Source organism: Mesorhizobium sp. NPDC059054 (genome assembly GCF_042739215.1).
Taxonomy (GTDB): Bacteria; Pseudomonadota; Alphaproteobacteria; order Rhizobiales; family Rhizobiaceae; genus Mesorhizobium.
Window position 1 is genome coordinate 612,104 of record NZ_JBHYHV010000004.1, and the last position, 25,230, is coordinate 637,333.

Here is a 25,230-nt window from a genome sequence, read left to right on the forward strand (position 1 = left end):
TACTCTCGTATCGTTGTTCCGGACAGGTGGTGAACCCTCAGTTGGGCTTTAGTTTGACCGTCCTCTTGTCAGAACTTGTCTTCTTCCGTCGGTACCAGGATTTCGCGCTTGCCGGCATGGTTGGCTGCACCGACGATACCCTCCTGCTCCATCCGTTCGATGATCGATGCAGCACGGTTGTAACCGATGCCGAGACGACGCTGGATGTAGCTGGTCGATGCCTTGCCGTCGCGCAGCACCACCGCGACCGCCTGATCGTACGGATCGTCGGAATCGTCGAGATTGCCGCCACCCGAACCTCCGCGGCCCGACGGTTCGTCATCGCCTTCCTCATCATCCTCGGTGATCGCATCGAGATATTCAGGCACGCCCTGCAGCTTCAGGTGCTGGACTACCTTCTCGACCTCATCGTCGGCGACGAACGGGCCGTGTACACGCTGGATACGGCCACCACCTGCCATATAGAGCATGTCGCCCATGCCGAGCAGCTGTTCCGCGCCCTGTTCGCCAAGGATGGTGCGCGAGTCGATCTTCGACGTCACCTGGAAGGAGATGCGGGTCGGGAAATTGGCCTTGATCGTGCCGGTGATGACGTCGACGGATGGACGCTGCGTCGCCATGATGACGTGGATGCCGGCAGCGCGGGCCATCTGGGCGAGGCGCTGGACGGCGCCTTCGATATCCTTGCCGGCAACCATCATCAGGTCGGCCATCTCGTCGATGATGACGACGATATAAGGCATCGGCTCGAGATCGAGATCCTCGGTCTCGTAGATCGCCTCGCCGGTCTGACGGTCGAAACCCGTCTGCACCGTGCGCGAGATCTTCTCGCCCTTCTTGTCGGCCTGCACGATACGCTGGTTGAAACCGTCGATGTTGCGCACGCCGACCTTGGACATCTTGCGGTAGCGATCCTCCATCTCGCGCACCGTCCACTTCAGCGCGACCACGGCCTTCTTCGGATCGGTGACGACAGGCGTCAGCAGGTGCGGGATGCCGTCATAGACGGAGAGTTCCAGCATTTTCGGATCGATCATGATGAGGCGGCACTCCTCCGGTTTCAGCCGGTAGAGCAGCGACAGGATCATGGTGTTGATGGCCACCGACTTGCCGGAACCCGTGGTACCGGCCACCAGCACATGCGGCATCTTGGCGATGTCGACGATGACCGGCTCGCCATTGATGGTCTTGCCGAGCGCAAGCGCGAGCTTGGCCTTGCTTTCCTCGAAATCGCGACTGGCCAGGATCTCGCGCAGATAGACCATTTCGCGCTTGGCGTTGGGCAGTTCGATACCGATGGCGTTGCGGCCGGGCACCACCGCGACACGAGCGGCGATCGCGCTCATCGAACGGGCGATGTCGTCGGCAAGGCCGATGACGCGGCTCGACTTGATGCCGGGCGCTGGCTCGAGCTCGTAGAGCGTGACCACCGGACCAGGCCGGACATGGATGATCTCGCCCTTGACGCCGAAGTCTTCCAGCACGCCTTCCAGCAGACGCGCGTTCTGTTCCAATGCGTCCTTGGACAGGCTCGGATCGCGGGCCACGCTCTTCGGTTCGGACAGGAAATGCAGCGACGGCATTTCGAAACTGCTGGAAGCGATGAGCGAGGTCTGCGCCTCGCGCTGGACGCGCGCGCCTTGCGTCGGCCGGGGCGCCGGTGCTTCGACGCGTGTGGCGGCATCGGAGCGGAAATTGCGTACCTGGGTGTTGGAGCCAGCCTGCGTGCGCGGCGACACCACGGGCTGATCAAAATCGTCCTCGTCGCGCTCGAAATCGGCTTCACCGAAATCGCCACCGTCGAAATCGTCCGTCTCGAAGGGGGCGTCGGCAGGATCAACCGTTGGATGGCGATCCTTGACCATCGCCGCGAAGAACTCGGGTTCGACGCGGGCACGGCCGCTCGAGCTCATGCGAGCCTCGGCGAGTTCGGCCGATTCCACACGTTCGGCAGCGCGGCGCCAGGCGCTTTCGCGCGACGGCATTTCGGCGAAATCGAACTCGCCTTCCTCTTCGCGCCGGCGAGCGGCGGCGCGGCGATGCCGCCACGCACGGAACGACAGCCACCAGTGGGTGACGGCGCCGAGCGCCAGCAACCCGCCATTGTCGTCATCGTCCTCTTCGTTCTCGAACAGGATGGCGTCGCGATCTTCTTCCTTTTCACGACGCTTCGGCTCGGGTTCGTCCATCACGGCAAAGCCGTTGGTGCGGGAAATCAGGGCGGAGCCGTGGGCGAACAGCCAAAGTGCGGGAGCGGCGAGCAGCACGGCGATGATGCTGGCGGCAAGCCCGGTCGGATAGCCACCCAGGAACAGGCCCGGCACCTTCAGCACCATATCGCCGAAGACACCGCCAAGACCGCTTGGCAGCGGCCAGGTCTTGGGCGGCACGACGCAGCCGGCCATCGCCGCCGCAAGCAGAGCGAAACCAGCCCACGAGACACCACGGCGCGGCATCTTGTCGACACCGCGGGCGGAAAACAGCAGGAAGCCCCAGATCACTGCGGGCACCAGAGCGGCGACGGCGGAGAGACCAAGGAACTGGGTGGCGAGGTCGGAGAACACCGCGCCCGGATATCCCATCGCGTTGGTCACGGGATTGTCGGTGGCATGCGAGAAGGACGGGTCGGCGACGTTCCATGTCGCCAGCGCAGCCACGCCGAAAGCGACGAAAACGAACAGCGCGCCGCCGACAAGCCGGCCGGCCTGGCGTCGCAGGAACGCCTGGAACCCGTGCCCGGTGCTGGTCAGCGCGAGCGGTGCCGATGCCCCTGAACGCATGCATTTCCCCGTCTGTCATTGCCTGAGCCGGATGCGGGACGCAGTCCGGCAGATTCGAAACCCAGACTATCGAGGCGATGGTTAAGGCGGCATTAACTATGCGGAAGGCGTGTGATGTTTGAAGACATCGACAATCTGAAAAAAGGGGCCCGGATCGCTCCGGGCCCAGGTGGCGTGACCGCGTTCGCAGCGGCTCACGACGGGATCTTCCTTCGAAACGGGTAATCCCGCAGACAGATGCGACCTACTGGATCACCTCGCCGTGCAAGGTGACGTCCAGCCCCTCGATTTCCTCCTGCTTGCTCGGACGCAGGCCGACCAGCGCCTTGACCACATAGAGGATCACGAAGCTGGCGACTGCGGTCCAGATGATGGTGAAGACGATGCCGTAGAGCTGCTTGAGCACCGTGGCGTCCTTGCCGAGCGCATTGATGGCGGGATCGGCGAAGACGCCGGTGAGCAGCGCACCGACGATGCCGCCGACGCCATGCACGCCAAAGGCATCGAGCGAGTCGTCGTAACCGAAGGCATGCTTGAGCTTGACGGCGGCGAAGTAGCAGATGATGCCGGAGGCGATACCGATGACGAAGGCGCCCGTCGGGTTGACGAAACCGGAGGCCGGCGTCACGGCGACAAGGCCGGCGACGGCGCCCGAGATGATGCCGAGCACCGACGGCTTCTTGGCGATCAGCCATTCGGTGAACATCCAGGCGAGACCGGCAGCGGCGGCCGCGACCTGCGTGTTCATCATGGCGGCACCGGCAAGACCGTCGGCGGCGAGTTCGGAACCGGCGTTGAAGCCGAACCAGCCGACCCACAGCAGCGAAGCACCGATCACCGCGTAGACGAGGTTATAGGGCGCCATGTTGACGGTGCCGTAACCTTCGCGTTTGCCGAGCACCAGCGCGCAGACCAGGCCGGCGACACCGGCATTGATGTGCACCACCGTGCCGCCAGCGAAGTCGAGCACGCCGGCCGAGGCGAGGAAGCCGCCGCCCCAGACCCAGTGCGCGATCGGTGCATAGACGATCAGCAGCCACAGCCCGCTGAACAGCAGCAGCGCCGAGAATTTCATGCGTTCGGCAAAGGCGCCGGCAATCAGCGCCGGCGTGATGATGGCAAAGGTCATCTGGAACATCGAGAAAACGAATTCCGGGATGTTCGCCACGCCCGGCGCCCACAGGGACGAGACCGTGATGCCCTGGTGCAGCGCCTTGGACAAGCCACCGACATAGGCATTGAGAGAACCGCCGTCCGAGAATGCCAGCGAATAGCCGGCTACGAACCACAGCACGGTGACCAGACAGCAGACGGCAAAGCTCTGCATGACGGTCGCGAGCAGGTTCTTCTTGCGCACCATGCCGGCATAGAACAGGGCGAGCCCTGGAATGGTCATCATCAGCACCAATGCCGTCGAGGTCAGCATCCAGGCGGTGTTGCCAGTGTCGAGCACGGGGGCTGGGGCTGCAGCCGGTGTCGCTTCTTGCGCATAGGCCACAGTCGTTGCGAGCAGGCCAGCCAGAGCCGCCAGCGGCGCGACCGCCCTTTTCAAGGCAGGAAGATTGTTCATCGATCTCTCCATAACGATGCGTGACCCGCTCACAGCGCGTCGGTGTCTGTTTCGCCGGTGCGGATGCGCACGGCCTGGTCGATGCCGAAGACGAAGACCTTGCCGTCACCAATCTGGCCGGTCTTGGCCGCGTTGGCGATCGCCTCGACGGCCTTGTCGACGAGGTCGGCTGCGACAGCGACTTCGATCTTGATCTTGGGAAGGAAGGAAACGGCGTACTCCGCTCCACGATAGATTTCGGTATGCCCCTTCTGACGCCCGTAGCCTTTGACTTCGGTGACGGTCAGACCCTGGATGCCGACGGCGGTGAGCGCTTCGCGCACCTCATCGAGTTTGAACGGCTTGATGATGGCCATCACGATCTTCATCAGGATTCGCCCTTTGTTCGTTACGGTCCCCGCGTTCCACGCGACATCACCGGCCTCAACACGGGCCGGCGAGTGCCCATGCCAATTCAAGCTCCGTGCCAAATGCCGAAACGAATCTCTAAGCGTCTGAAAATAAATGGATAAGAGACGTGTTGGCCAAATCGGCCACGCAAAGCGCGTTCACAAAACGCCTATTGAATAGGCAAAATTAAAGGATTGCCTATTTCGCAGGCGATCGTTTGAGACGGATCAGTCCTTCCTGCGCCACAGAAGCGATGAGCGTGCCGTCGCGGGCAAACAGCGAGCCGCGTGTGAAACCGCGCGCGCCTTGCGTGGAGGGACTGTCCTGCGTGTAGAGCATCCAGTCGTCGAAGGGATGGCTGCGATGGAACCACATCGAGTGATCCAGGCTGGCCGCCTGGATATCGCGGTCGAAGATCGCGCGGCCATGCGCGAAGGTCGAGGTGTCGAGCAGCGTCATGTCCGACAGATAAGCCAGAACGGCGGCCCGTAGCGCGCGGTCGTTCGGCACCGGCCCCGTGGTGCGGATCCAGATGTTCTGGTTCGGCTCCAGCCGCTCCCGGCTCGTATAATGTTTGAGCATGATCGGCCGCATCTCGATCGGCCTCTCGCGCTGCCAGTAGAGTTTGATGCCTTCCGGCACGGCTTCGCCGAATTTTTCCAGCAGGTCGCGCTGCGTCAGCAGCGTGTCGGGTTCGGGAACGTCGAGCGGCATGGGAATTTGGTGCTCGAGCCCGCCCTCATCGAGATGGAATGAAGCTTCGAGAGAAAAAATGGCGTGGCCATGCTGGACCGCCATCACGCGACGCGTGGTGAAGGAAGAACCGTCGCGGATACGATCGACCTCGTAGATGATCGGCAACTTGGTGTCGCCTGGCCGCATGAAATAGCCATGCAGCGAATGTACATGCCGATCCGGCTCCACGGTGCGTTGTGCGGCAACCAGTGCCTGCGCGATGGTCTGGCCGCCGAAAACGCGCTGCCAGTCGGTCTGGGGGCTGCGACCTCGGAACAGGTTGTCTTCCAGCTTCTCCAGGTCGAGAATGCCAAGAAGCTCGTTCATGGCTTGCGTCATGCGTCCGTTCCTCGCAATTGTCGGTGCGGTTTCGGACAGCAGCGACGGGCAGTCAAGGCATAAAGCGGGCATGGTCTGGAGCAGGATCCTGAGGACCGGGCGGGAAAGGTGGCTGGCATGGCGACGAAACAAGAGCGGGAAACGCAGGAAAGCACACGGCTCGACGTGCTGATTGCCGGCGCCGGCTATGTCGGTCTCGCGACCGCTGTCTCGCTCAAGCAGGCGCGCCCCAGCTTGCGTATCGCCGTTGTCGATGCCGCTCCCGCCGGTGTATGGCAGAAGGATGGCCGCGCCTCGGCTATCGCGGCAGCGGCCTGCCGCATGCTCGACCAGCTTGGTGTCTGGGCGGAGATCGCCTCGCAGGCGCAGGCGATCACCGAGATGATCATCACCGATTCGCGCACCGCCGATCCGGTGCGCCCCACCTTCCTGACCTTCGATGGCGAAGTCGCTCCCGGCGAACCCTTCGCGCACATGGTTGCCAACCGTGACCTCAACGGTGCGCTGCGCCGCCAGGCCGAGCGCCTGGACGTCGATCTGATCGAAGGCGTGGCCGTCCAGTCCTTCGACACCAACACCACCGGCATGACCATTCATCTGGCGGACGGCGCGACCTTGCGCGCCCGCCTGCTGGTCGCATGCGACGGTGTCAATTCCAGACTGCGCGACATGGCCGGCATCAAGACCGTGCGATGGGAATACGGCCAGTCCGGCATCGTCTGCACCGTGGCGCATGAACGGCCGCATAATGGCCGTGCCGAAGAGCATTTCCTGCCCGCTGGACCTTTCGCCACCTTGCCGCTGAAGCCCGACAAGGATGGCACCAATCGCTCCTCGATCGTTTGGGTGGAACGCACCGAGGATGCCAACAAGCTCGTCGAAGGCGACGACCTCGTCTTCGAAATGGAGCTGGAGCAGCGCTTCGGCCTGAAGCTCGGCGAGATCCGCGCGATGGACAAGCCGCGCGCATGGCCGCTGGGGCTGACGCTTGCCCGCGCCTTCGTGGCGCCGCGCCTTGCGCTGGCGGGCGATGCAGCCCATGGCATCCACCCGATCGCCGGGCAAGGTCTCAATCTCGGGTTCAAGGACGTTGCCGCCCTGGCGGAGGTGATCGTCGAGGCAGATCGGCTCGGCCAGGACATCGGCGCGCTCGATGTGCTTGAACGCTACCAGCAATGGCGCCGTTTCGACACGATGCAGATGGGCGTCACCACCGATGTGTTGAACCGGCTGTTCTCCAACGATATCGCGCCGCTGCGTGCCGTTCGCGATATCGGCCTCGGTCTGGTCGAACGCATGCCCCGCCTGAAGGATTTCTTCATCCGCCAGGCATCGGGCCTGGCAAATGGGACGCCCCGCCTGCTGAAGGGCGAGGCCATCTAGGGTCGTCCAGAGTGCGTGGTCCCTCCAGGACCAATCGATATCGAGACTGGCGGACCGGACCGGAGACCACGGCCGGTTGCCTGCCCAGCGAGCCACCCCTATGGTCCGGATATGAGCCTCGAATCCGTCCGCGCCTTCTTCGCCGCCAAAGCCCCAGACATTGAAGTCATCGTCACCGAAACCAGTTCGGCAACGGTGGCGCTTGCCGCCGAAGCGCATGGCGTGGCGCCCGACCAGATCGCCAAGACGATCTGCCTGAGGGTCGGCGATACGGCGATGCTGGTGGTCGCAGCCGGCACGGCACGGCTCGACAACCGCAAGTTCAAGGACCATTTCGGCGGCAAGGCGCGCATGCTGGAGGCTGAAGAGGTCGTTGCCTTGACCAGCCATCCGATCGGCGGTGTGTGTCCCTTCGGCCTGCCCGCTCCATTGCCGGTCTATTGCGATGTTTCGCTGAAAGCCTTCGACGAAGTGGTCCCTGCGGCCGGCGCCACCAACGCCGCCGTGCGGCTTGCGCCCGAACGCATGGCAGCGCTTGTCTCCGCCGAATGGGTCGATGTCTGCCAGGCGCCGGCGCCTGCAGTTCAGGACTGACCGGCTGCCGCGCTACGGTTGCGGAATGTCGTAGATCGCTCGCACCTCGATCATGCCCATCTCTGCCAGCGGGATGTCGGCAGCAAGCGCCAGCGCCTTTTCGAGATCCTCCGCCTCGATCAGGATGAAACCGAGCAGTTGCTCCTTGGTTTCTGCAAACGGGCCGTCGGTGACCAATATCCTGCCCTTGCGCTTGCGTACCACTTTCGCCGTCTTCACCGACTGCAAAGCCTCGGCTGCAATCAGGTGACCGCTGTTCTCCAGGACCTTGTCGTAGGCAAGCGAGTCGGCATCGAGTTTCCTGGCGTCCGCGGCAGACAATGCCCGCAGTACTGCTTCCTCATGGTAGACCAGACAGAGATATTTCATCGTTCATCTCCTATTGCGGTGTTCATGCGCGCCGATATGGCGTCGACCGCAGGACGGCCCAGCCTCAACGAAGCCGACATTTCCACGCAGCGATTTTCAGCTCCGCTCAACATCGTCGATGATGTTGTGGTCTTGTCAGGTGACGGCGCTATAGTTGTCTCTCAATCCCAGCAGGAGAAAGACCATGGATCGCACCGCGACAGCCGTTTGGAAAGGCAACCTGAAGGAAGGGGGCGGCACGATCGACACCCAGAGCGGCGCACTCAAGGGCACGCCCTATTCGTTCAAGATGCGTTTCGAGGACGAAAGCGGCAAATCCGGCACCAATCCGGAAGAACTGATCGCGGCCGCCCATGCCGGCTGCTACGCCATGCAGCTTTCACATTTTCTGGCTGAAAACGGCACACCAGCCGCGAAGCTGGAGGCGACGGCGGCGGTGAAACTCATCCCCGGCACCGGCATCACCGAGAGCAACATCACGCTGGTGGGGGATGTTCCCGGCATCGACGACGCCAAGTTCCAGGAACTCGCCGCCAAGGCCAAGGCCGAGTGCCCGGTTTCGCGCGCGCTTGGCGCCATCAAGATCGCCCTGGACGCGAAGCTCGCTTGATCAGGACGGGGCATTTGACCGCGTTGCCACTTTAGAGCGCCGCGCGTCCATTCGGACGCGCAAAAGGACGCCCTAACACTTTGAAGCACGATGCGCTGGGCTACGCGGCCTTTTGCAAGGCGGCCGACTGCGGCTCGTCGGATGGCTTGGTCGGCCCGTCCTTGCGGAACATAAGCAGCATGACGATTGCTGCAACGACGGTCAGCACCGTCGAGATCGTTGCGATCAGCTCGAAGCCGCTGGTGAAGGCATCGCGCGCCACCACCAGCAGCGCGTCGGCAAGTCCGTTTGGCAGTTGCGGCGCAACCGCGACCGCTCCGCCCAGCGTATCGCGTGCCGTGTGAGCGGCTTCCTCCGGCACGCCGGCTGGCACACCGCCCGCCATCGCGCCGCGATAGATCGCCATGCCGATGCTGCCCAGGACAGCGATGCCCAGCACACCGCCAAACTCGGCGCCCGTTTCCGAAAGCGCACCGGCAGCGCCGGCACGTTCTGGCGGCGCCGCACCCACGATCAGATCTGTGGTCAGCGTGAAGACGAGACCGAGCCCCAGCGACATGACGATCGTTGCCGCAACGATCATTCCCAACGGATGACCATTGCCGACCTGGGTGAGCAGCAGGAAGGCAAGCGCTGCCAATGCCAACCCGCCAGCAATGACACGCGGTGCCGGAATGTGCGCGACGACCCAGGACGTCATCATCGAGGAAACCACAAAGCCGACCGATGAGGGCAGCGTCCAGAGACCCGCCTTCAAGGGCGTCAGGCCGATGACCAACTGCAAGTATTGCGCGATGAAGACGAAAGGCCCGAAGGCGACGAAACAGGCGATGACGTTGACGATAAGGGCCGCACTGAACGGACGTGACCGGAACAGGCTGAGATCGAGCAGGGGATCGGCCAGGCGCCGCTGCCGCACCACGAACGCCGCACCGACGGCGAGACCGGCAAGGATCGTCGCGACGGGGAGCCAGGCGACACCATCCGAAGCGATCTGTTTCAGGCCGTAGACCATGGCCAGCACCGCCACCAGCGAAAGAACGGCGCTGGTGACATCGAGCCGCCCGGCGCTGGGGTCGCGATATTCGGGCAAAAGGATCGGCCCGACGATGAGAAGCAGCACCATCACCGGGACAGCCAGCAGGAACACCGAACCCCACCAGAAATATTCGAGCAGCACGCCGCCGAGCAGCGGGCCGATGGCGGCGCCCACCGAATAGCTGGTTGCCCAGATCGAGATGGCAAAGGTGCGCTCGCCTGCGTCATGGAACATGTTGCGGATCAGCGAAAGCGTCGACGGGGCCAGGGTGGCACCGGCAACGCCGAGAAGCGCTCGCGCAGCGATCAGCATTTCGGCCGAGGTGGAAAATGCGGCGATCACCGAAGCGATACCGAACAGAACGGCACCGGCTAGCAGCACCTTGCGGCGGCCGATACGGTCGCCGAGCGTGCCCATGGTGATAAGCGAACCGGCGATCAGAAAACCGTAGATATCGACGATCCAGAGCAGTTGCACGGCACTGGGCTTCAGATCGGCGACCAGATGCGGCACCGCCAGATTGAGTACCGTCAGGTCCATCGTGTAGAGCAGGCAAGGCAGCGCGAGTGCCACCAGCCCGATCCATTCGCGGCGTGTCGCCTTCTCCGAGTGGCTCGGCACTTACCCCTCCATCGCCAGCCATGCCGGCGTGTATTTGCCAAGCCTCATATAGAGGAAACGCCGACGGCCGGTTCAAGAGCACGGCACCATCGTTGCTGACACATCTCGCCAGCGCCCCGGCATCGCGGGAACGGCGAGGACGCCGTCAGATCAAACCAAGGTAGGTTGCCAGCTCGCGCGCCGCGGCACCTCCGGCGCGATTGGCGCCTATGGTGGAGGCCGAAGGGCCATAGCCGACCAGATGGACACGCGGATCCTTCTCGACCTGCGTTGCCAGCCGGCCTCCCATGATGATGCCGCCATTGTCTTCACGCAGTTGCAGTGGAGCGAGGTGATCGAGCGAGCTGCGAAAACCCGTTGCCCATAGGATGACATCTGCCCTCTGCTCGGAACCATCGGGCCATCGAACGCCATCTTTCGTGATCTCGCTGAACATCGGCAGACGCCTCAGCACGCCACGATCCTGGGCGGCGCGCAAGGCCGGCGTCAGCGAGACTCCGGTGACCGAGACCACCGAACCGGGAACCAGCCCGCGCCGGACCCGGTCTTCGACCGCCGCGACAGCGGCGCGACCATCCTCCACCGTGAAGGGCTCTTTCCGGAATTGTGGTTCGCGGCGGGTGACCCAGCTCGTGCTGGTCACCTGCGAAATTTCGTCGAGATGCTGCAACGCTGAAATACCGCCGCCAACCACGACGACATGCTTCCCCACGAAGGCGTCGGCGCCGCGATAGTCGTGCGTGTGCAGCTGCTGCCCTTCGAACAATTCTGAACCGGGATAGACGGGAATGACCGGATTTTCCCATGTTCCCGTTGCGTTGATGATGCCCCGCGCCGAAAACGTCTCTCGGCTGGTCTCGATCCGCAACCGTCCGGACCGGTCGCAGACGACCTTGGCCGTGACAGGCCGGTAGACCGGCAGGTTGAACTTGCGCTCGTAGCTGGCGAAATATTCGGGCACCGCGACCGAAGCCTTGACCGCTCCGTCGCCGGTGTCAACGGCTTCGGAGAACTGCATACCCGGCAGATCGTGCACCCGGTTGACGGTGCTGAGCGTCAGCGAGGGCCAACGATGCTGCCAGGCGCCGCCGGGCGTCGGGTTGCTGTCCAGCACGAGGAATTGCCGCCCGACAGCCAGGCCCAGCCTGCCGAGATGATAGGCCGAGGACAGCCCGGCCTGCCCCGCACCGATGACGACGATGTCGACCTTGAAGAGTAGGTTTGTCGAAGCGTCGGCCTGCGGCTCGGCCACGCTTATGCGCCTACGGCATCGAGCCGCGCCTTGAGGGCCGCCACTTCCTCTTCCAGAAGCCGGACGCGCTCCTCGAGCTCCGAGACGGCGGACGACGCAACGCTTGGCGCGCGACTTGTCGCGACCACCGTGCTGACTTCGACGTCGCCCGAAAGCAGATGCGCGAAACGGTCCTCGCGCTGGCCGGGTGCACGGCCGATTTCCTTGACCAAAGGCGGCCTGCGACCGATTAGCATGTCGAGCTCGCCGCGCACGGCATCCGCATCGGCGAAATTGGCCATGCGCTCGGCACGAGCCTGCAATTCATAGACGGTCTGCGGGCCACGCAGCAGAAGCAGGCCGATCAGCGCGCTCTGGTTGCGGGTCAGCGAGAATTTCTGCGCCATCAGATGTTCGTAGCGCTCGACGCGCGACGCGAATTGCTGGCGCACCAGGCCCTTGGCTTGCAAGGTGCTGAGGGTGCGCATGATCTCGACCATCTCCAACGCCATCACCGGATCGCGCGAGGTCTTCTGGTTGGCGGCAGCCACCAGCGCGTTCGACGTCATCGGATAGACGTCGGGCGTGAGCTCCTTCTTCTCGATCAGGCAGCCGAGGACACGAGCCTCGGCTGGGGTGAGATGGGGAAGATCTTCTGCTGTCATATGCGCTGTCGCCTCAGACGCGGCGCTCCACCATCATCTTCTTGATCTCGGCGATCGCCTTGGCAGGGTTGAGACCCTTCGGGCAGGTCTGCGCGCAGTTCATGATGGTGTGGCAGCGATAGAGCCGGAACGGATCTTCGAGGTTGTCCAGGCGCTCGCCCGTTGCTTCGTCTCTGGAGTCGATCAGCCAGCGGTAGGCCTGAAGCAGCGTGGCCGGGCCGAGGTAGCGATCGCCGTTCCACCAGTAGCTCGGGCATGAGGTCGAGCAGCAGGCGCACAGGATGCACTCGTAGAGGCCGTCAAGCTTCTGGCGGTCCTCATGGCTCTGCAGCCATTCCTTGGCCGGCTCCGGAGAGACCGTCTTCAGCCAGGGCTCGATCGAACGATGCTGGGCATAGAAATTGGTGAGATCCGGAACCAGGTCCTTCACCACCGGCATATGCGGCAGCGGATAGACCTTCACGGCGCCGGAAATGTCGTCGCAACCCTTGGTGCAGGCCAAGGTGTTGGAGCCGTCGATGTTCATGGCGCAGGAACCGCAGATGCCTTCGCGGCAGGAACGGCGCAGCGTCAGCGTCGGATCGATCTTGTTCTTGATGTAGAGCAGCGCATCCAGAACCATCGGCCCGCAATCGTCCATGTCGACGAAATAGGTGTCGATGCGCGGATTTTCATCGTCATCCGGCGACCACCGGTAGATGCGATACTCGCGCAGGTTCGTGGCGCCTTCCGGCTTCGGCCAGGTCTTGCCCGGCTTGACCTGCGAATTCTTGGGCAGTGCGAGTTCGACCATTACCTGCGGTCCTTTCGGATGACGAGCTTCAGCCCGGACCAGATTTCATCGATTGCCGCGACCTTGACGTCGACCAGGTCGAGCTTGAGCGCTTCGGCGCGTATCACGTCCTCGGTCACATCGGTCGGCACTTTGGATGCCTTTTTCGGCCACGACACCCAGATCATACCGTCCCGTTTGATCGCCGCCTGCAGCTGACCGAGCGAACCCTCGACCTCGTTGCGTCGGTCGGTGAAAGCGTGCACCACATCGCAGCTTGCATCGGCGTCGACGTCTGCCCAGGCGGTGAAATGCTCCACCGTGGCAAAGCGGACTGCTTCGCTGAGCCCCGCCAACTGTTCCGGCAAGGCCAGGAAGGCGGCATGCATGCCGTCCTTCAACCCCAGTTTCGCCGCAAGCGGCGTACCGGAATAGCCAGCCGTGGCCAGCGCCGCACCCATCGTCAGTACACCCGCGCCTTGGGCGCGATCTTGGCCGGATCGATTCCGCCCTTGTCCATCGGCAGCGTGGTCTCGGTGTGCACGCCGCGATAGGTCAGCGTCACCTTGCCGTCCTCGCTGACCTTCGCCAGCGTATGCTTGCGCCAGTTGGCATCGTCACGCGCCGAGAAGTCCTCGCGCGCGTGGGCACCACGGCTCTCCTTGCGCGCCTCGGCGCCATAGACTGTGGCGATGGCGTTCGCCATCAGGTTTTCCAGCTCCAACGTCTCGACCAGGTCCGAGTTCCAGATCATCGAACGGTCGAAGACCTTGACGTCCTTCTTCTCTTTCCAGATCTCGGAGACGCGCCTGCAGCCCTGCTCCAGCGACTCCTGCGTACGGAACACGGCGGCATCTTCCTGCATGGCGCGCTGCATCTTGTCGCGCAGCACCGCCGTCGGCGTGCCACCATTGGCGTGGCGCAGCCGATCGAAGCGATCCATGATCTTTTCCAGCGAACGCGGATTGGCCGCAGGCACCGAGGAGGTACGATCCACCACCTGACCGGCGCGGATTGCCGCAGCGCGGCCGAACACCACCAGGTCGATCAAGGAGTTGGAACCGAGGCGGTTGGCGCCATGCACCGAGGCGCAACCGGCCTCACCCACCGCCATCAGACCGGGCGATACGCGATCCGGGCTCTTCGCGGTCGGGTTCAGCACCTCGCCCCAGTAGTTGGTCGGCACGCCGCCCATATTGTAGTGCACCGTCGGCAGCACGGGGATCGGCTCGCGCGTCACGTCGACGCCGGCAAAGATCTTCGCCGATTCCGAAATGCCGGGCAGGCGCTCGTGAAGAACGGCCGGGTCGAGATGGTCGAGATGCAGGAAGATGTGGTCCTTCTGCTTGCCGACGCCGCGACCCTCGCGGATTTCCAGCGTCATGCAACGCGAGACGACGTCGCGCGAGGCAAGGTCCTTGGCCGATGGCGCGTAACGCTCCATGAAGCGCTCGCCTTCCGAATTGACCAGATAGCCACCTTCGCCGCGTGCGCCTTCGGTGATCAGGCAGCCGGCGCCGTAGATGCCGGTCGGATGGAACTGCACGAACTCCATGTCCTGCAACGGCAGGCCGGCGCGTACCGCCATGCCACCGCCGTCGCCGGTACAGGTATGAGCCGAGGTTGCCGAGAGGTAGGCGCGGCCGTAACCACCGGTCGCCAGCACGACCATCTTGGCCGAGAAGCGATGGATGGTGCCGTCGTCGAGATTCCAGGCAACGACACCGGTGCAGGTGCCGTCATCGTCCATGATCAGGTCGAGCGCAAAATATTCAATGAAGAACTGCGCGTTGTTCTTCAGCGACTGGCCGTAGAGCGTATGCAGGATGGCGTGGCCGGTGCGATCGGCCGCAGCGCAGGTACGCTGCACGGGCGGACCGTCGCCGTAATTCATCATGTGGCCGCCGAACGGACGCTGATAGATCTTGCCCTCTTCAGTGCGCGAGAACGGCACGCCGTAGTGCTCGAGTTCGTAGACCGCGGCAGGAGCCTCGCGCACCATGTATTCCATGGCATCGACGTCGCCGAGCCAGTCGGAACCCTTGACGGTGTCGTAGAGGTGCCACTGCCAGCTGTCGGGACCCATGTTCTGCAGCGAAGCGGCGATGCCGCCCTGCGCTGCCACGGTATGCGAGCGGGTTGGGAAGACCTTGGTGATGCAGGCCGTGCGCAGGCCCTGCTCGGCCATGCCGAGCGTTGCGCGCAGGCCGGCGCCGCCGGCACCGACGATCACCACGTCGAACTTGTGGTCTACGTAAGTATAGGCGGAAGCCGTGCTGCCGCTTTTCGCGTCCTTGGCCAAAGCGTCAGCCTCCGAATGCCAGCTTGAGCAGGGCGAAGATCGAAACCACGCCAACCGCTATCGTGAAAAAGGTGTTGAGGATCAGAAGCGCGAGCTTGTTGCCTTCGCCGTGGACATAATCCTCGATGATGACCTGCATGCCGAGGCGCATGTGATAGAGCCCGGAAATCAGCACCAGGACCATCACCAGCGCCACCAGCGGGTTGGCCAGCGCGGCACGAACATCTTCGTAAGGTGCGCCGTTGTTCGCGATGAGGAAGCCAACGAAGAAGAGCAGCAGCGGGATGTTCGCGATCGCCGTCAACCGTTGACGCCAGAAATGCATGGTGCCCTCGCGGGCGGAGCCGAGGCCGCGCACCTTGCCGAGCGGCGTACGCATGTCGGATTTGTTTGCGCTCATCGTTCAGCCTCCCCGAACCATATAGCCGACAACCCAGATCAGGATCGTCAGGATGACCGAGCCGACCACCGTCGCCCAGGCGATCTTCGAGGCGGTGTGTTTTTCCAGCCCCGCGCCGGTGTCCCACACCAGATGGCGAATACCGCCGAGCATGTGGTGCATCAACGCCCAGGTGTAGCCGAACAGCACCAGCCGGCCGAACCATGAGCCGAAGATGCCATTGACGAAATCGAAATAGGACTGCGGACCGGCCGCCGCCGTCAGCCACCAGGCGACCAGCAACGTGCCGAAATACAGTGCGCCGCCGGTGATGCGGTGCACGATCGACATCGTCATGGTGATCGCCGGCCGGTAGATCGTGAGATGCGGCGAAAGCGGTCTGTCGCGGGTGGCTGGTGAGTGGCTCATGGCTTCCCCGTTCGGCACCCGTCACGGCGATGCAAACGCGGCACCGACGCTTCGGAATGCGACTATGGACAGCGGCGTTCTAAAACGCTTTTTGCACCGCGTCAAAGCCAGAAAATCGTTTCGGAAAAGTCATTTAGTCTGACGAATAGCGATGCTGTCGCCTTTAAACGATTGAACTTCCTCGCGACTGCGAATGCCACTACCTGACTGGCTTATCGGATGCTGCCCGAAAGGGTCAGCGCTTGCAGGCGACTGGAGTGGTGTTGGCTTTCATGACCAGCGCCTCTCGGCCGTCGATCACGATTGCGTCATGGTCAATGCCGAATCGGCTGTTCTGGCCGGCCGGCGCGGCGGGCATTTCCTCGTTGACGCCATCCGAACCGACAACGCGGATCGCGTTGCCGATGTTCTCGACGGTTATCCGGCCGCCGTCGGCACAATTGTAAGTTGCCGTGCGCGGTTGAGGCGTGTCCTTTTCGATCAACGTGGCCGCGGTTTGCGAATCTGGTGCGCCAGCAGCAGCGGTGTTCTGGCCAGGCTTGCCCTGTGAAACACAGGCTGAAAGCGCCAAAAGCACTACGGGAGCAATTCCAGCAAAAGTGCGCAGCGTTTCAGTGTTTCCGTGTTTCCGCGAAAAGCGGAAACGCTTCGAGGTGGGCGTCGCCCGGGACATTCGGCGTAGCGCCATGCGAATCCTCCAGTGCGCCAACCTAGTCGCGATCGTCCCGGCCGATCAAGCCGCGATGTTAACCATGTTAAGCAAAGTCGCCCTCTGCCACCGACCCACCCCCTTAACAAAGGTTAAGAAAAGGTTAATTCTGCGATTCGAGGAGGCAGCCCTCATTTTGGATGGAGGAGCGCCATGTTTTGGAATTCTGCCCGCAATGCCGTCAGCGGCGTCGCCCTCGCCGTCCTGGCGTTCGGCCACGCGGCTCCTGCCTTGGCATGGTCAGGCGAGCAAGACCATGCTTACGCCGATTCCTTTGGCAACCTCGTGATCGACAGCGCCTCCGGCTATAAGCGCATTTTGGTCGGCGAAGGTGCCATGGCCAGGAAGATGGCGGACTACACAAGTGCCGGCCAACCCAGGGTTCTCCATCTGGAGCGAAGCGGCGACTATGCCGACGAGCGCGACTGCTATCGCCCGCCGGCTTTCGTGAAAGGCCGCTCCTATATGTATGGCCTTGCCGACGGCGAAATGCCGGAGATCAGTCCCTGCCGTTGAAGCCATTGCCCAACGGCTTGCCGTTGGGTTTCGCAACGATGGCGATCGGCCCTGAAGCGACACGCACCTGGTCGCGGCCGCCCTTCTTCGCACCATAGAGCGCCTCGTCTGCCCTGCGCATCAATTCGGAGAGGGTTTCCCCGGATCGCAGCTCTGCGACACCAAAACTCGCCGTGCAACGATAGGACAGCGGCAATCCCTTGATCGGCAGCGCGCCGAAGGCGCTGCGAGCGCCTTCCGCGAACAGCCGCGCCGCAGCAAGATTGGTGCCCGGCAGCATCACGGCGAATTCCTCGCCGCCGAGGCGGGCGGCAAGGTGGCTCGGGCCCGCCGCATCGCGCAGGAAACCGGAGAAGGTTTCGATGACACGGTCGCCGCAGGCATGGCCGAAATTGTCGTTGACCCGTTTGAAGTGATCGAGATCGGCAATGACGAGCGACACCGGCAAGCCCTGACGGCCGACTTCGCGCAACGCAATTTCGGCATGCCGCTTGAAGCCGCCACGATTGAGCAGACCCGAAAGGGTATCGGTTTCCGATTTCGAGGTGGCTTCGGCGAGCACGTCGCGCACCAGGATGACCAGAAGCAGCAATGCGATGGCAATTGCAAATACGGTCCCCAATGACTGGGAGACCATCGCATAGTTCGTCTGCAGATAGGCCTGCGGATCGGCGCCCCAGCCGCCCAGCGCGTGGGCGATCAGCGGCTTCGATGCAAATTGCAGCGCACTCGCCGCGAGAACCACCATCAGGATGACATCAAGATTCTCGCGCCGCTGCCGGGACGACCAGACGATCCAGAGGCCGATGAGCTGTGCTGCCGCATAGGGAAGCTGGTACGCCATCATGCGGGGAAAGGAGTGCCTGGGCAGGTCCTGCACGAAATAGACGATCACCGAAGTGGCCACCAGAAACGCGGCCATGAACCGCCAGGGCGGCGTTAGACCGTATTTATGGGCCAGCCCGACGTTGAAGATGAGTGTCGCCGCAAGAAACACCGCAAAGGCCGCCACCACCGGCGGCGTCGCATAGTTGAAGGCGGGGATGGAGAATTCGACGACAAAATAGGCCATGCCGACGGCATAACCCAGAGCCAGCCAGCGTGCCGCGACACGGCGCGTGTCATAGGCGGCAACGGTCATGAAGGCCGCTGCCAGCAGGCCAGCGACGAAAAGGTTGATCGCCAGGATGAAGTTCGCACCGCTCATCGCGACAAATCTATCCGTAGCCTCGGTCGCACCGACTTAATGATCTTAGCAAGAGACGATCGTATCGCTTCGAAACGAAGAACAGGTTAACCGAACGGCAGCTGTCCCGATCTCAGCTTGCAGCAGGGATTTCCACGAATGCAGCCATCGGCTGCCTCTGGAACGATATGCGGACGCTGTCACGTCCGTTCTGCTTGGCCTTGTAAAGTGCCTCGTCGGCACGCAGCATCAGGGGTGCGAGCGCCTCGCCCCCGAAGCGGCCGGCGACGCCGAAACTGGCGGTCAGCTTGACGCCAGGCGGCACACCTTCGATCGTTTCGGAACAAAAGGCTTCGCGCACCGCTTCGGCGAAGAGACGCCCGGCAACAAGATCGGTCGACGGCATCAACACCGCGAATTCCTCGCCACCGATACGGCCGACAACCGCGCGCGAACCTGCCGCCTGGAGTCGTGCGGCGAAATCGACGATGACCTGGTCCCCGACGGCATGCCCGAAACGGTCGTTGACCGACTTGAAATGATCCAGATCAGCCATCACCAATGTCACGGGTGCACCCGTTTGCGCGCTGCGCTCCAGCACTGAAGCGGCTTTTTGTTCGAAGCCGCGACGGTTGAGCAATTTCGATAGTGCGTCGGTCTCGGACTCGGCCTGCAGTTCCTTGATGGTATCGAGCGCGACGGCAGTCAGCAAAGTGAGCGCGATCAGCAATGAGAAGACCATGACCGAAAGGCTGGTGGTCAGCCAATAAGGCGAGGTTATGTATGGCGGGCGGGCGGCATCCGCCCCGCTCAGCAGCGCAACCAGCAGCGGACGAATGAAAAAGTCCGCAGCCCTGAGGCCGGCGACCAGGATGATCATGCGGTCGATCACCGAGCGGCGGCTGGATTGGCGCAGCCGCATCATGGCGACGATGCAGAGAGCGCCCAATCCGTAATTCACGGAAAACACCCGCCCCGGAAAGTACGGATGCACGAAGAAGAACCAGAGAAAGCCGCCCATGCCCGCAACTACGCAGACAAGCGACGCCGCCCAGGGAATGCGCACGCCCTGACGGGTCGTGACAGCCGCCACGAGCAGCAGAAGAGCTCCGAAGAACAAAAGATTGGACGTCACTTTCGATACGGCCAGACCGGCGCCGAGATCGAAGGATTGCAACGTGAAGCCAATCGCCACCGCGAGGTAGCAGACGCACAGCTGCAGCACGTAGCGGTTCTCGCGTCGAAAGGACCACAACACGAAAAATGCCGTCGACAGGACCATCGACAGCACCGGGTTGAGAAGAGAAATGAAAAGGTGCTGACTCACCGCCACGCCCGAATGTCCCTCTTGCATGATAGCGCGAAGGGACAAACAACGCGTTAAGTGGCAACCCCGCTGTTAGCTCCTGTGCGCCGAGGCCACTTCCTCAAGGATCCGCATTGCGTCCTCGGCACGATCGGCCGGCACGAACAGATGGTCGTGGTAGAAGCCTGACACCGGATTGACGCCCATGCCGGCCGCAGCAAGACGCGGCAGCACCGCGGCAAGAAAGCCCACGGCTTCCAGGGACGAGTGGATTGAAAGCGTGATCATGCGGCAGGGGAAAGTACCCGAAAGCCCGGCTCGGCCAGCGGCCTCTTCGCCCACGATGCAGGTCCAGCCCTCTTTCTCACCGAACACCATCAGCGGCGGGACGCCGTCCGGCAAGCTCTGATCGAGAGGAAGCGTGACGAACACATAGGTGTCCGGCTGCAGGTCTGGCCGCATCGAACCGAGCAGCATCTTCAAGTCGGTCTCACCACTCATGGTTCCTCACAAGGCGGTTCGTCGGCAAAATTTGCGGCCCGATGTCGGGCGGATGCCTTTCCATTCGTCTTGAAGACAACTTCGCAGCCAGTCGCTGACAAATCCAGGCTGCGAACAACCGGAGGGAACAACCATGTCTGATATTTCGCAGATCAACACGCCCGGCGCCGAAACCATCTCAGCTCGCGCCTTGTGGACTGGCCGCATCATGAGCGGCGTGATCATCCTGTTCATGATCTTCGACGGCGTCATCAAATTGCCGCCGCTAGACATCGTCACTCAGACGATGGCCGAGCTTGGTTGGCCGACTGATGTCGGCACGGCGCGCCTGCTCGGCATTATCGGCCTGATCTCCACCGCGCTCTACGCTCTGCCACGCACGTCTTTTCTGGGCGCTATCCTGCTCACGGCCTATTTCGGCGGCGCAATCGCCACCCAGGTCAGGATCGGCAATCCGCTTTTCTCGCATACATTTTTCGGCATCTATCTCGGCCTGCTTCTGTGGGGCGGGCTGTGGCTGCGCAATCCACGGCTGCGCGCACTGTTGCCGTTCTCCGGCTAAAGCAATTTCAGCAAAAGTGTGCAGCGGTTTTGCGTCCGGAATTGCGCAACACAAAGAGTTGGAGCGTTTCCGTCGAAGGCGGAAACGCTCCAAGGGTACCATCCTTTGGATCGAATCGAGTGCTGAAGCGTTGGGGCCAGGCGGGCGGCATATCGCTCTCGAAAGGAACGATCATGAAGAACGTCTTGATCCTGGCAGCGGTATTGCTGCCCCTCGCCGCCTGCTCGCAGACGGAAAAGGGCGCTGCGATCGGCGGACTGGGTGGTGCGGCAGTGGGTGCTGCCGTTGCGGGCAATCCGGTCGAGGGCGCCGTTATCGGCGGCGCTGTCGGCACCGTGGCCGGCGCCTTGATCGGCAATGCCAGCGAACGTGGCAAATGCCGCTACCGTGACCGTTATGGACGCGTCTTCGTTGACCGTTGTCCGGATCGCGGCGGCCGCTACTACAACGGCGATCCCGACTATCGCGACCGCCCCGGCTACTGACGCGGCGATTGCAAAAACAGCACCTGAAGCGGCGGTCGCGACGGATCGTGTCGCGGCCGTCTGTTGCCAGTTGTCGCTTCCCATTCTATGCCCAGCCAGTCCGCTGAGACGGACGCTTTCCAAGGGTGGGCCTTCTCATGATCGTGCGGCCGAAACCGGGGCTCTGGCAGCTCTTCTTCATCATGCGCGGTTCGATCGTGCCGCGGATTCTGCCGCAGATCATCGGCTTTGCCGCCTATGCGGCTGCCATGGTGGCGCTGGTGCAATATTTCGACATTGAACTCAGCGGCTTCACCATCGCCCCTTTCGGCCTGCTTGGGGTGACGCTGTCGATCTATCTCGGCTTCCGCAACAACGCCGCCTATGATCGCTGGTGGGAAGCGCGCAAGCTGTGGGGACAGCTGGTTTATGATGTCCGCAATCTCGCCCGTGCCACCACCGGCCTGATTTCACCGCGGGAAGAACAACGTTCACTGCTGATGGACGTGCTGGCCTTCTGCCACCTGTTGCGCGGGCAGGTGCGCCGGATCGATAGCGCCGCCGACGCCCGTCCTTTCATCGGCGAGGCTGCCGACAGCCTCACCGCCGTCGCCAATCGGCCGGACGAATTGGTGCGGCGCATGGGCAGGCGGGTGGCGGCCTTGCGTGAAAGCGGCGCGATCGACAGCATCGGCTACCGTATTCTCGACGAGCGTCTGTCGGCGATTGCCGCCATGCAAGCCGGTTGCGAACGCATAGCCGGCACGCCGCTGCCCTTCGCCTATACCTTGCTCCTGCACAGGACAGCCTACATCGTCTGCCTGCTCTTGCCGTTCGGCCTGGCCACCACCGCCGGCTGGGTGACGCCGCTGTTCACAGCGCTGATCGCCTATACTTTTTTCGGGCTCGACGCGTTGTCGGAAGAATTGGAAGACCCGTTCGGCACGGAGGCCAACGACCTTGCGCTGGACGCGCTTTGCCGGGTCTGCGAAGTGTCGGTGTTCGAAGCGCTCGGCGAACCGGCTCCGCCGATGCTGGAGGCCGAGAACTTCTTCTACTCGTAGGGGTCCGCGCGGGATCGCCTCTTTCAGGTGCTAGGCGACCTTGCTCTCGCCGCCGCGATAGCTGTCGATGATGCGCAGGGCGCCAACGCTGTCGACCGGCGGACTGAACAGGAAACCCTGGATCTCGCCGCAGCGCTCTTGCTTGAGCAATTCAAGCTGCGCGCCTGTCTCGACCCCCTCGGCTGTGGTGTCGATGCCAAGATTGGCGCCCAGCCCGATGATGGCCCGCACGATCGCCATGGACTCGCGACTGGAGCCAATGTCGCGGATGAAGGAGCGGTCGATCTTCAGCCGGCTGAACGGGAAGCGCCTGAGATAGCTCATGCTGGAATACCCGGTGCCGAAATCGTCCAGCGCGACACGCACGCCGACATCTTTCAGCCGTTGCAGCAAGGCGAGATTGGCGCCGGTATCGGCCAGCAGCACGGATTCAGTGATTTCGATCTCCAGGCGCGAAGGGTCGAGACCGGATGCAGCGATCGCCTTGCCGACCGTCTCGGCGAAGCGGCCCTGGCGAAATTGAACCGCGGACGCATTCACCGCGATGATGAGATCCTGCGGCCAACAAGCCGCACGCCGGCAGGCTTCCTCGAGCACCCAGCGGCCGATGGCATCGATCATGCCGGTCTCTTCGGCCAATGGGATGAATTCCGCTGGAGATACCATTCCCCGCCGTGGATTTCGCCAGCGCACCAGCGCCTCGAAACCCCGCAAGCCGCCGCTGCGCAGGGAAATGATCGGCTGGTAGTGCAATTCCAGCTCGCGGTCGAAGTCGGCAGAACGGAGTTCCAGCTCCAGTTCCCTGCGCTCCCGCATTTCGGCATCCATCTCCGGTTCGAAGAAATGGAACGTTCCTTTGCCTTCACGCTTCGAGCGATAGAGCGCCAGGTCGGCACATTTCAGCAGCGTGCCGGCATCGCGCGCATCGACCGGCGCAATGGCGGCTCCGAGACTGGCACCGATGGAAAGCTTGTGTCCTTCATAGCCATGCGGCTGGGAAATGGCCTGGATGATCCGCCCGGCCAGCAGTTGCACGTCGTCCCGGCTCAGCGCGCCGCGCAGCAGCACGGCGAATTCATCGCCACCGAGACGCGCGACGAGATCCGTCCGACGCAGCAGCCGGCGGATCCGGTCGGCGGTTTCGATCAGCAGCGAATCCCCGGCGGCATGCCCCAGAGTGTCGTTGACGGCCTTGAAGTCATCGAGGTCGATCAGGACGAGCGCGAATGGCTGGTGACCGGCAACCGCCGTGGCTACGGCTTCCTCGATTTCCTGCGAAAAGGTCGTGCGGTTGCCGACACCCGTCAGCGGGTCGTGATGAGCGAGGAAAGAAATCCGCTCTTCCGCCCGCTTGCGCTCCGTCACGTCAACGATGGTCGACAGCGTGGCCGCCTGTCCGCCGACCGTTATCGCACGCGTGTATTCGATGACATCCAGCTCGGCTCCGGATGCCGTTCGATGATGCGCGAAACGCTCGCCGGAGGAACCGACACGCGCAGCGGAATTCGGCTCGAGATTGCGAATGTCCAAAGCGAGGAACGCGGGGCGATCATGTCCGTAAAGGTGAAGTGCCGCGGCATTCACGTTGAGGAAGGCACCGGTTGCGATATGGCGCACATACATCGGCACCGGATTGTCGTCGAAAAGCGAGCGGAACAGCACCTCGCGGTTGCGGATTTCGCGCACATCGGTCAGCGTCACGGCAAGAAGACCGTCGGTTTCGACGACACCGACCTGCAAGGAAATGACTTCGCCGGCGAGATCGTATTCGAGTTCGAGCGAAGGCGCGGCAGCACCTTGCGCGCGGTCGCGGTTACGCCGGTCGAGCAAGCGCGCCAGGCATTCCGCCGCACTTACCTCCGACAACAGGCGGAACCGCATGTCTTCGGCAGGCGCGCCGAGCATCCGCGCGGCGGCATTGTTTATGCTGAGCACCTGGTAGTCGCGCGGCGATGCGCCGACACCTTCCAGCGGGCTCAGCGCCAGGATGCCTTCGTCGGTCGAATTGATAAGCAGACGGGCAAGATCGACCTGGCTTTTGCGCGGCCTTGCGAAGACCAGGAAGTACTCGCCCGGCCAGCGGCAGGACAGCGGCAGCGCCAGAACCTCCATGGTCGACACCATGCCGTCGATGATCGATCGGCAAAGCGTCAGATACGGGCGCGCGGCCAGGCGCGCGAGATCGATGGCGTCGTTCACCGCACGCCGAACGGCAAACGGCAGAGTGGAAAGGGAGGCCGGGGCCTCCGCAATATCGGCCAGGCCACGGAAGCGTGATCCCGCGCGCAGGATGAACCCCTCGCGGCCTTCCGCCAGCCGCACCACTGCCAGTTCATCGGCAAAACGACCGACGCTGCCCAGCGCAAGTTCCTCGTAAGGCGGCAAAACGCCGTCGATGCAAGCCGCCTGCCAGCGGCGCAACATCAGTCGTACATCTTCGAATTCCGTGTCGATCCGGAAGGCGCGATCCGTCGGGCCTGCCGGACTGTGCTCGATCGGCTTTAGCTGCCTTGCAAGCTCATCCGGTTCCTTGATCCGTACCGCAATCGACATCATTCAGCCCGCCATTGCCGCAACACCCCACGGCCCGGCATGCGCCGGGCTTCAAGGCGGAGTCGCATCGATTTTCAGCACATGCCGGACAAGTTCCGGCTCGGCGTGACGGCATCATGCCCGCACAACATCCTTGAAGCGCGCGCCATAGCAGGCACGTT

The 25,230-nt window shown here is 62.9% G+C and carries 25 protein-coding genes; 7 read left to right on the forward strand and 18 right to left on the reverse strand.

Going from position 1 to position 25,230, the window contains the following annotated elements; all coding sequences use genetic code 11:
- Positions 1–68 precede the first annotated feature (68 nt).
- The 4 genes from ACFWXH_RS20215 to tesB form a co-directional block, all read right to left on the reverse strand.
- Positions 69–2,780 carry a DNA translocase FtsK gene (locus ACFWXH_RS20215; RefSeq protein ID WP_379123165.1) on the reverse strand — a complete coding sequence of 904 codons (2,712 nt, stop codon included), beginning with the start codon at positions 2,778–2,780 and terminating at the stop codon, positions 69–71.
- A 244-nt stretch (positions 2,781–3,024) separates the two neighbouring features.
- Positions 3,025–4,350 carry an ammonium transporter gene (locus ACFWXH_RS20220; protein WP_379123167.1) on the reverse strand — a complete coding sequence of 442 codons (1,326 nt, stop codon included), beginning with the start codon at positions 4,348–4,350 and terminating at the stop codon, positions 3,025–3,027.
- Positions 4,351–4,379: 29 nt separating this feature from the next.
- Complete coding sequence (locus ACFWXH_RS20225) at positions 4,380–4,718, reverse strand: P-II family nitrogen regulator (RefSeq protein ID WP_054310351.1); 339 nt, start codon at positions 4,716–4,718, stop codon at positions 4,380–4,382.
- 220 nt (positions 4,719–4,938) lie between these two features.
- Entirely contained in the window at positions 4,939–5,814 is an 876-nt protein-coding gene (gene tesB / locus ACFWXH_RS20230; protein ID WP_379123169.1) for an acyl-CoA thioesterase II, read from the reverse strand.
- A gap of 117 nt (positions 5,815–5,931) precedes the next feature.
- Here tesB and ACFWXH_RS20235 point away from each other — a divergent pair, with 117 nt between their 5' ends.
- Together ACFWXH_RS20235 and ACFWXH_RS20240 are read left to right on the forward strand one after the other, a co-directional pair.
- On the forward strand, positions 5,932–7,197 hold the full coding sequence (locus tag ACFWXH_RS20235) for a ubiquinone biosynthesis hydroxylase (RefSeq protein WP_379123171.1): 1,266 nt from the start codon (positions 5,932–5,934) through the stop codon (positions 7,195–7,197).
- Positions 7,198–7,308: 111 nt separating this feature from the next.
- On the forward strand, positions 7,309–7,791 hold the full coding sequence (locus tag ACFWXH_RS20240) for a YbaK/EbsC family protein (RefSeq protein ID WP_379123173.1): 483 nt from the start codon (positions 7,309–7,311) through the stop codon (positions 7,789–7,791).
- Between the two features lie 12 nt (positions 7,792–7,803).
- On the opposite strand, the gene ACFWXH_RS20245 is transcribed toward ACFWXH_RS20240, so the two are convergent.
- The gene (locus tag ACFWXH_RS20245; protein ID WP_379123175.1) at positions 7,804–8,160 is read right to left on the reverse strand and encodes a YciI family protein; all 357 of its coding nucleotides are present in this window, start codon (positions 8,158–8,160) and stop codon (positions 7,804–7,806) included.
- 184 nt (positions 8,161–8,344) lie between these two features.
- On the opposite strand from ACFWXH_RS20245, the gene ACFWXH_RS20250 reads away from it, so the two are divergent.
- Positions 8,345–8,770 (forward strand): OsmC family protein, encoded by a 426-nt coding sequence (locus ACFWXH_RS20250; RefSeq protein ID WP_379123177.1) that lies wholly within the window; start codon positions 8,345–8,347, stop codon positions 8,768–8,770.
- A 100-nt stretch (positions 8,771–8,870) separates the two neighbouring features.
- Here ACFWXH_RS20250 and ACFWXH_RS20255 read toward each other — a convergent pair whose 3' ends face one another.
- The 9 genes from ACFWXH_RS20255 to ACFWXH_RS20295 all read right to left on the reverse strand — a co-directional run bounded on the left by ACFWXH_RS20255 (position 8,871) and on the right by ACFWXH_RS20295 (position 16,896).
- A complete protein-coding gene (locus ACFWXH_RS20255; RefSeq protein WP_379123179.1) occupies positions 8,871–10,430 on the reverse strand; it encodes an MFS transporter in 1,560 nt (519 codons plus the stop codon).
- Between the two features lie 145 nt (positions 10,431–10,575).
- The gene (locus tag ACFWXH_RS20260) at positions 10,576–11,682 is read right to left on the reverse strand and encodes an NAD(P)-binding domain-containing protein (protein ID WP_379123181.1); all 1,107 of its coding nucleotides are present in this window, start codon (positions 11,680–11,682) and stop codon (positions 10,576–10,578) included.
- 2 nt (positions 11,683–11,684) lie between these two features.
- Positions 11,685–12,326 (reverse strand): YceH family protein, encoded by a 642-nt coding sequence (locus tag ACFWXH_RS20265; RefSeq protein WP_379123183.1) that lies wholly within the window; start codon positions 12,324–12,326, stop codon positions 11,685–11,687.
- Positions 12,327–12,339: 13 nt separating this feature from the next.
- Positions 12,340–13,119, reverse strand: coding sequence for a succinate dehydrogenase iron-sulfur subunit (locus ACFWXH_RS20270; RefSeq protein ID WP_379065363.1), 780 nt, complete (start codon positions 13,117–13,119; stop codon positions 12,340–12,342).
- Positions 13,119–13,559: a DUF3052 family protein gene (locus tag ACFWXH_RS20275; protein WP_054310361.1), complete on the reverse strand. Its 441-nt coding sequence runs from the start codon at positions 13,557–13,559 to the stop codon at positions 13,119–13,121. The genes ACFWXH_RS20270 and ACFWXH_RS20275 overlap by 1 nt, the downstream gene beginning before the upstream one ends.
- A 2-nt stretch (positions 13,560–13,561) precedes the next feature.
- A complete protein-coding gene (sdhA, locus tag ACFWXH_RS20280; RefSeq protein ID WP_054310362.1) occupies positions 13,562–15,400 on the reverse strand; it encodes a succinate dehydrogenase flavoprotein subunit in 1,839 nt (612 codons plus the stop codon).
- A 4-nt stretch (positions 15,401–15,404) separates the two neighbouring features.
- Positions 15,405–15,800 (reverse strand): succinate dehydrogenase, hydrophobic membrane anchor protein, encoded by a 396-nt coding sequence (gene sdhD / locus ACFWXH_RS20285; protein WP_379123185.1) that lies wholly within the window; start codon positions 15,798–15,800, stop codon positions 15,405–15,407.
- Positions 15,801–15,803: 3 nt separating this feature from the next.
- Positions 15,804–16,208 carry a succinate dehydrogenase, cytochrome b556 subunit gene (gene sdhC / locus ACFWXH_RS20290; RefSeq protein WP_379123187.1) on the reverse strand — a complete coding sequence of 135 codons (405 nt, stop codon included), beginning with the start codon at positions 16,206–16,208 and terminating at the stop codon, positions 15,804–15,806.
- Positions 16,209–16,443: 235 nt separating this feature from the next.
- Positions 16,444–16,896, reverse strand: coding sequence for a hypothetical protein (locus ACFWXH_RS20295; protein WP_379123189.1), 453 nt, complete (start codon positions 16,894–16,896; stop codon positions 16,444–16,446).
- A gap of 174 nt (positions 16,897–17,070) precedes the next feature.
- On the opposite strand from ACFWXH_RS20295, the gene ACFWXH_RS20300 reads away from it, so the two are divergent.
- Positions 17,071–17,433, forward strand: coding sequence for a hypothetical protein (locus tag ACFWXH_RS20300; RefSeq protein ID WP_054310365.1), 363 nt, complete (start codon positions 17,071–17,073; stop codon positions 17,431–17,433).
- Here ACFWXH_RS20300 and ACFWXH_RS20305 read toward each other — a convergent pair.
- From ACFWXH_RS20305 to ACFWXH_RS20315, 3 genes are all read right to left on the reverse strand, one after another.
- Positions 17,417–18,640, reverse strand: coding sequence for a diguanylate cyclase (locus tag ACFWXH_RS20305; protein WP_054310366.1), 1,224 nt, complete (start codon positions 18,638–18,640; stop codon positions 17,417–17,419). The two genes, ACFWXH_RS20300 and ACFWXH_RS20305, sit on opposite strands and share 17 nt — an antisense overlap.
- Before the next feature lie 112 nt (positions 18,641–18,752).
- On the reverse strand, positions 18,753–19,952 hold the full coding sequence (locus tag ACFWXH_RS20310; protein ID WP_379123191.1) for a GGDEF domain-containing protein: 1,200 nt from the start codon (positions 19,950–19,952) through the stop codon (positions 18,753–18,755).
- Between the two features lie 66 nt (positions 19,953–20,018).
- Positions 20,019–20,426, reverse strand: coding sequence for an ACT domain-containing protein (locus ACFWXH_RS20315; RefSeq protein ID WP_054310368.1), 408 nt, complete (start codon positions 20,424–20,426; stop codon positions 20,019–20,021).
- A gap of 133 nt (positions 20,427–20,559) precedes the next feature.
- On the opposite strand from ACFWXH_RS20315, the gene ACFWXH_RS20320 reads away from it, so the two are divergent.
- The 3 genes from ACFWXH_RS20320 to ACFWXH_RS20330 all read left to right on the forward strand — a co-directional run bounded on the left by ACFWXH_RS20320 (position 20,560) and on the right by ACFWXH_RS20330 (position 22,516).
- Positions 20,560–20,988, forward strand: a complete 429-nt coding sequence (locus ACFWXH_RS20320) for a DoxX family protein (RefSeq protein ID WP_379123192.1) — start codon at positions 20,560–20,562, stop codon at positions 20,986–20,988.
- 173 nt (positions 20,989–21,161) lie between these two features.
- Positions 21,162–21,473, forward strand: a complete 312-nt coding sequence (locus tag ACFWXH_RS20325; protein WP_152979822.1) for a YMGG-like glycine zipper-containing protein — start codon at positions 21,162–21,164, stop codon at positions 21,471–21,473.
- 137 nt (positions 21,474–21,610) lie between these two features.
- Complete coding sequence (locus ACFWXH_RS20330; RefSeq protein WP_054310370.1) at positions 21,611–22,516, forward strand: bestrophin family protein; 906 nt, start codon at positions 21,611–21,613, stop codon at positions 22,514–22,516.
- A 30-nt stretch (positions 22,517–22,546) separates the two neighbouring features.
- Here ACFWXH_RS20330 and ACFWXH_RS20335 read toward each other — a convergent pair whose 3' ends face one another.
- Positions 22,547–25,072, reverse strand: a complete 2,526-nt coding sequence (locus ACFWXH_RS20335) for a putative bifunctional diguanylate cyclase/phosphodiesterase (protein WP_379123193.1) — start codon at positions 25,070–25,072, stop codon at positions 22,547–22,549.
- Positions 25,073–25,230 lie beyond the last annotated feature (158 nt).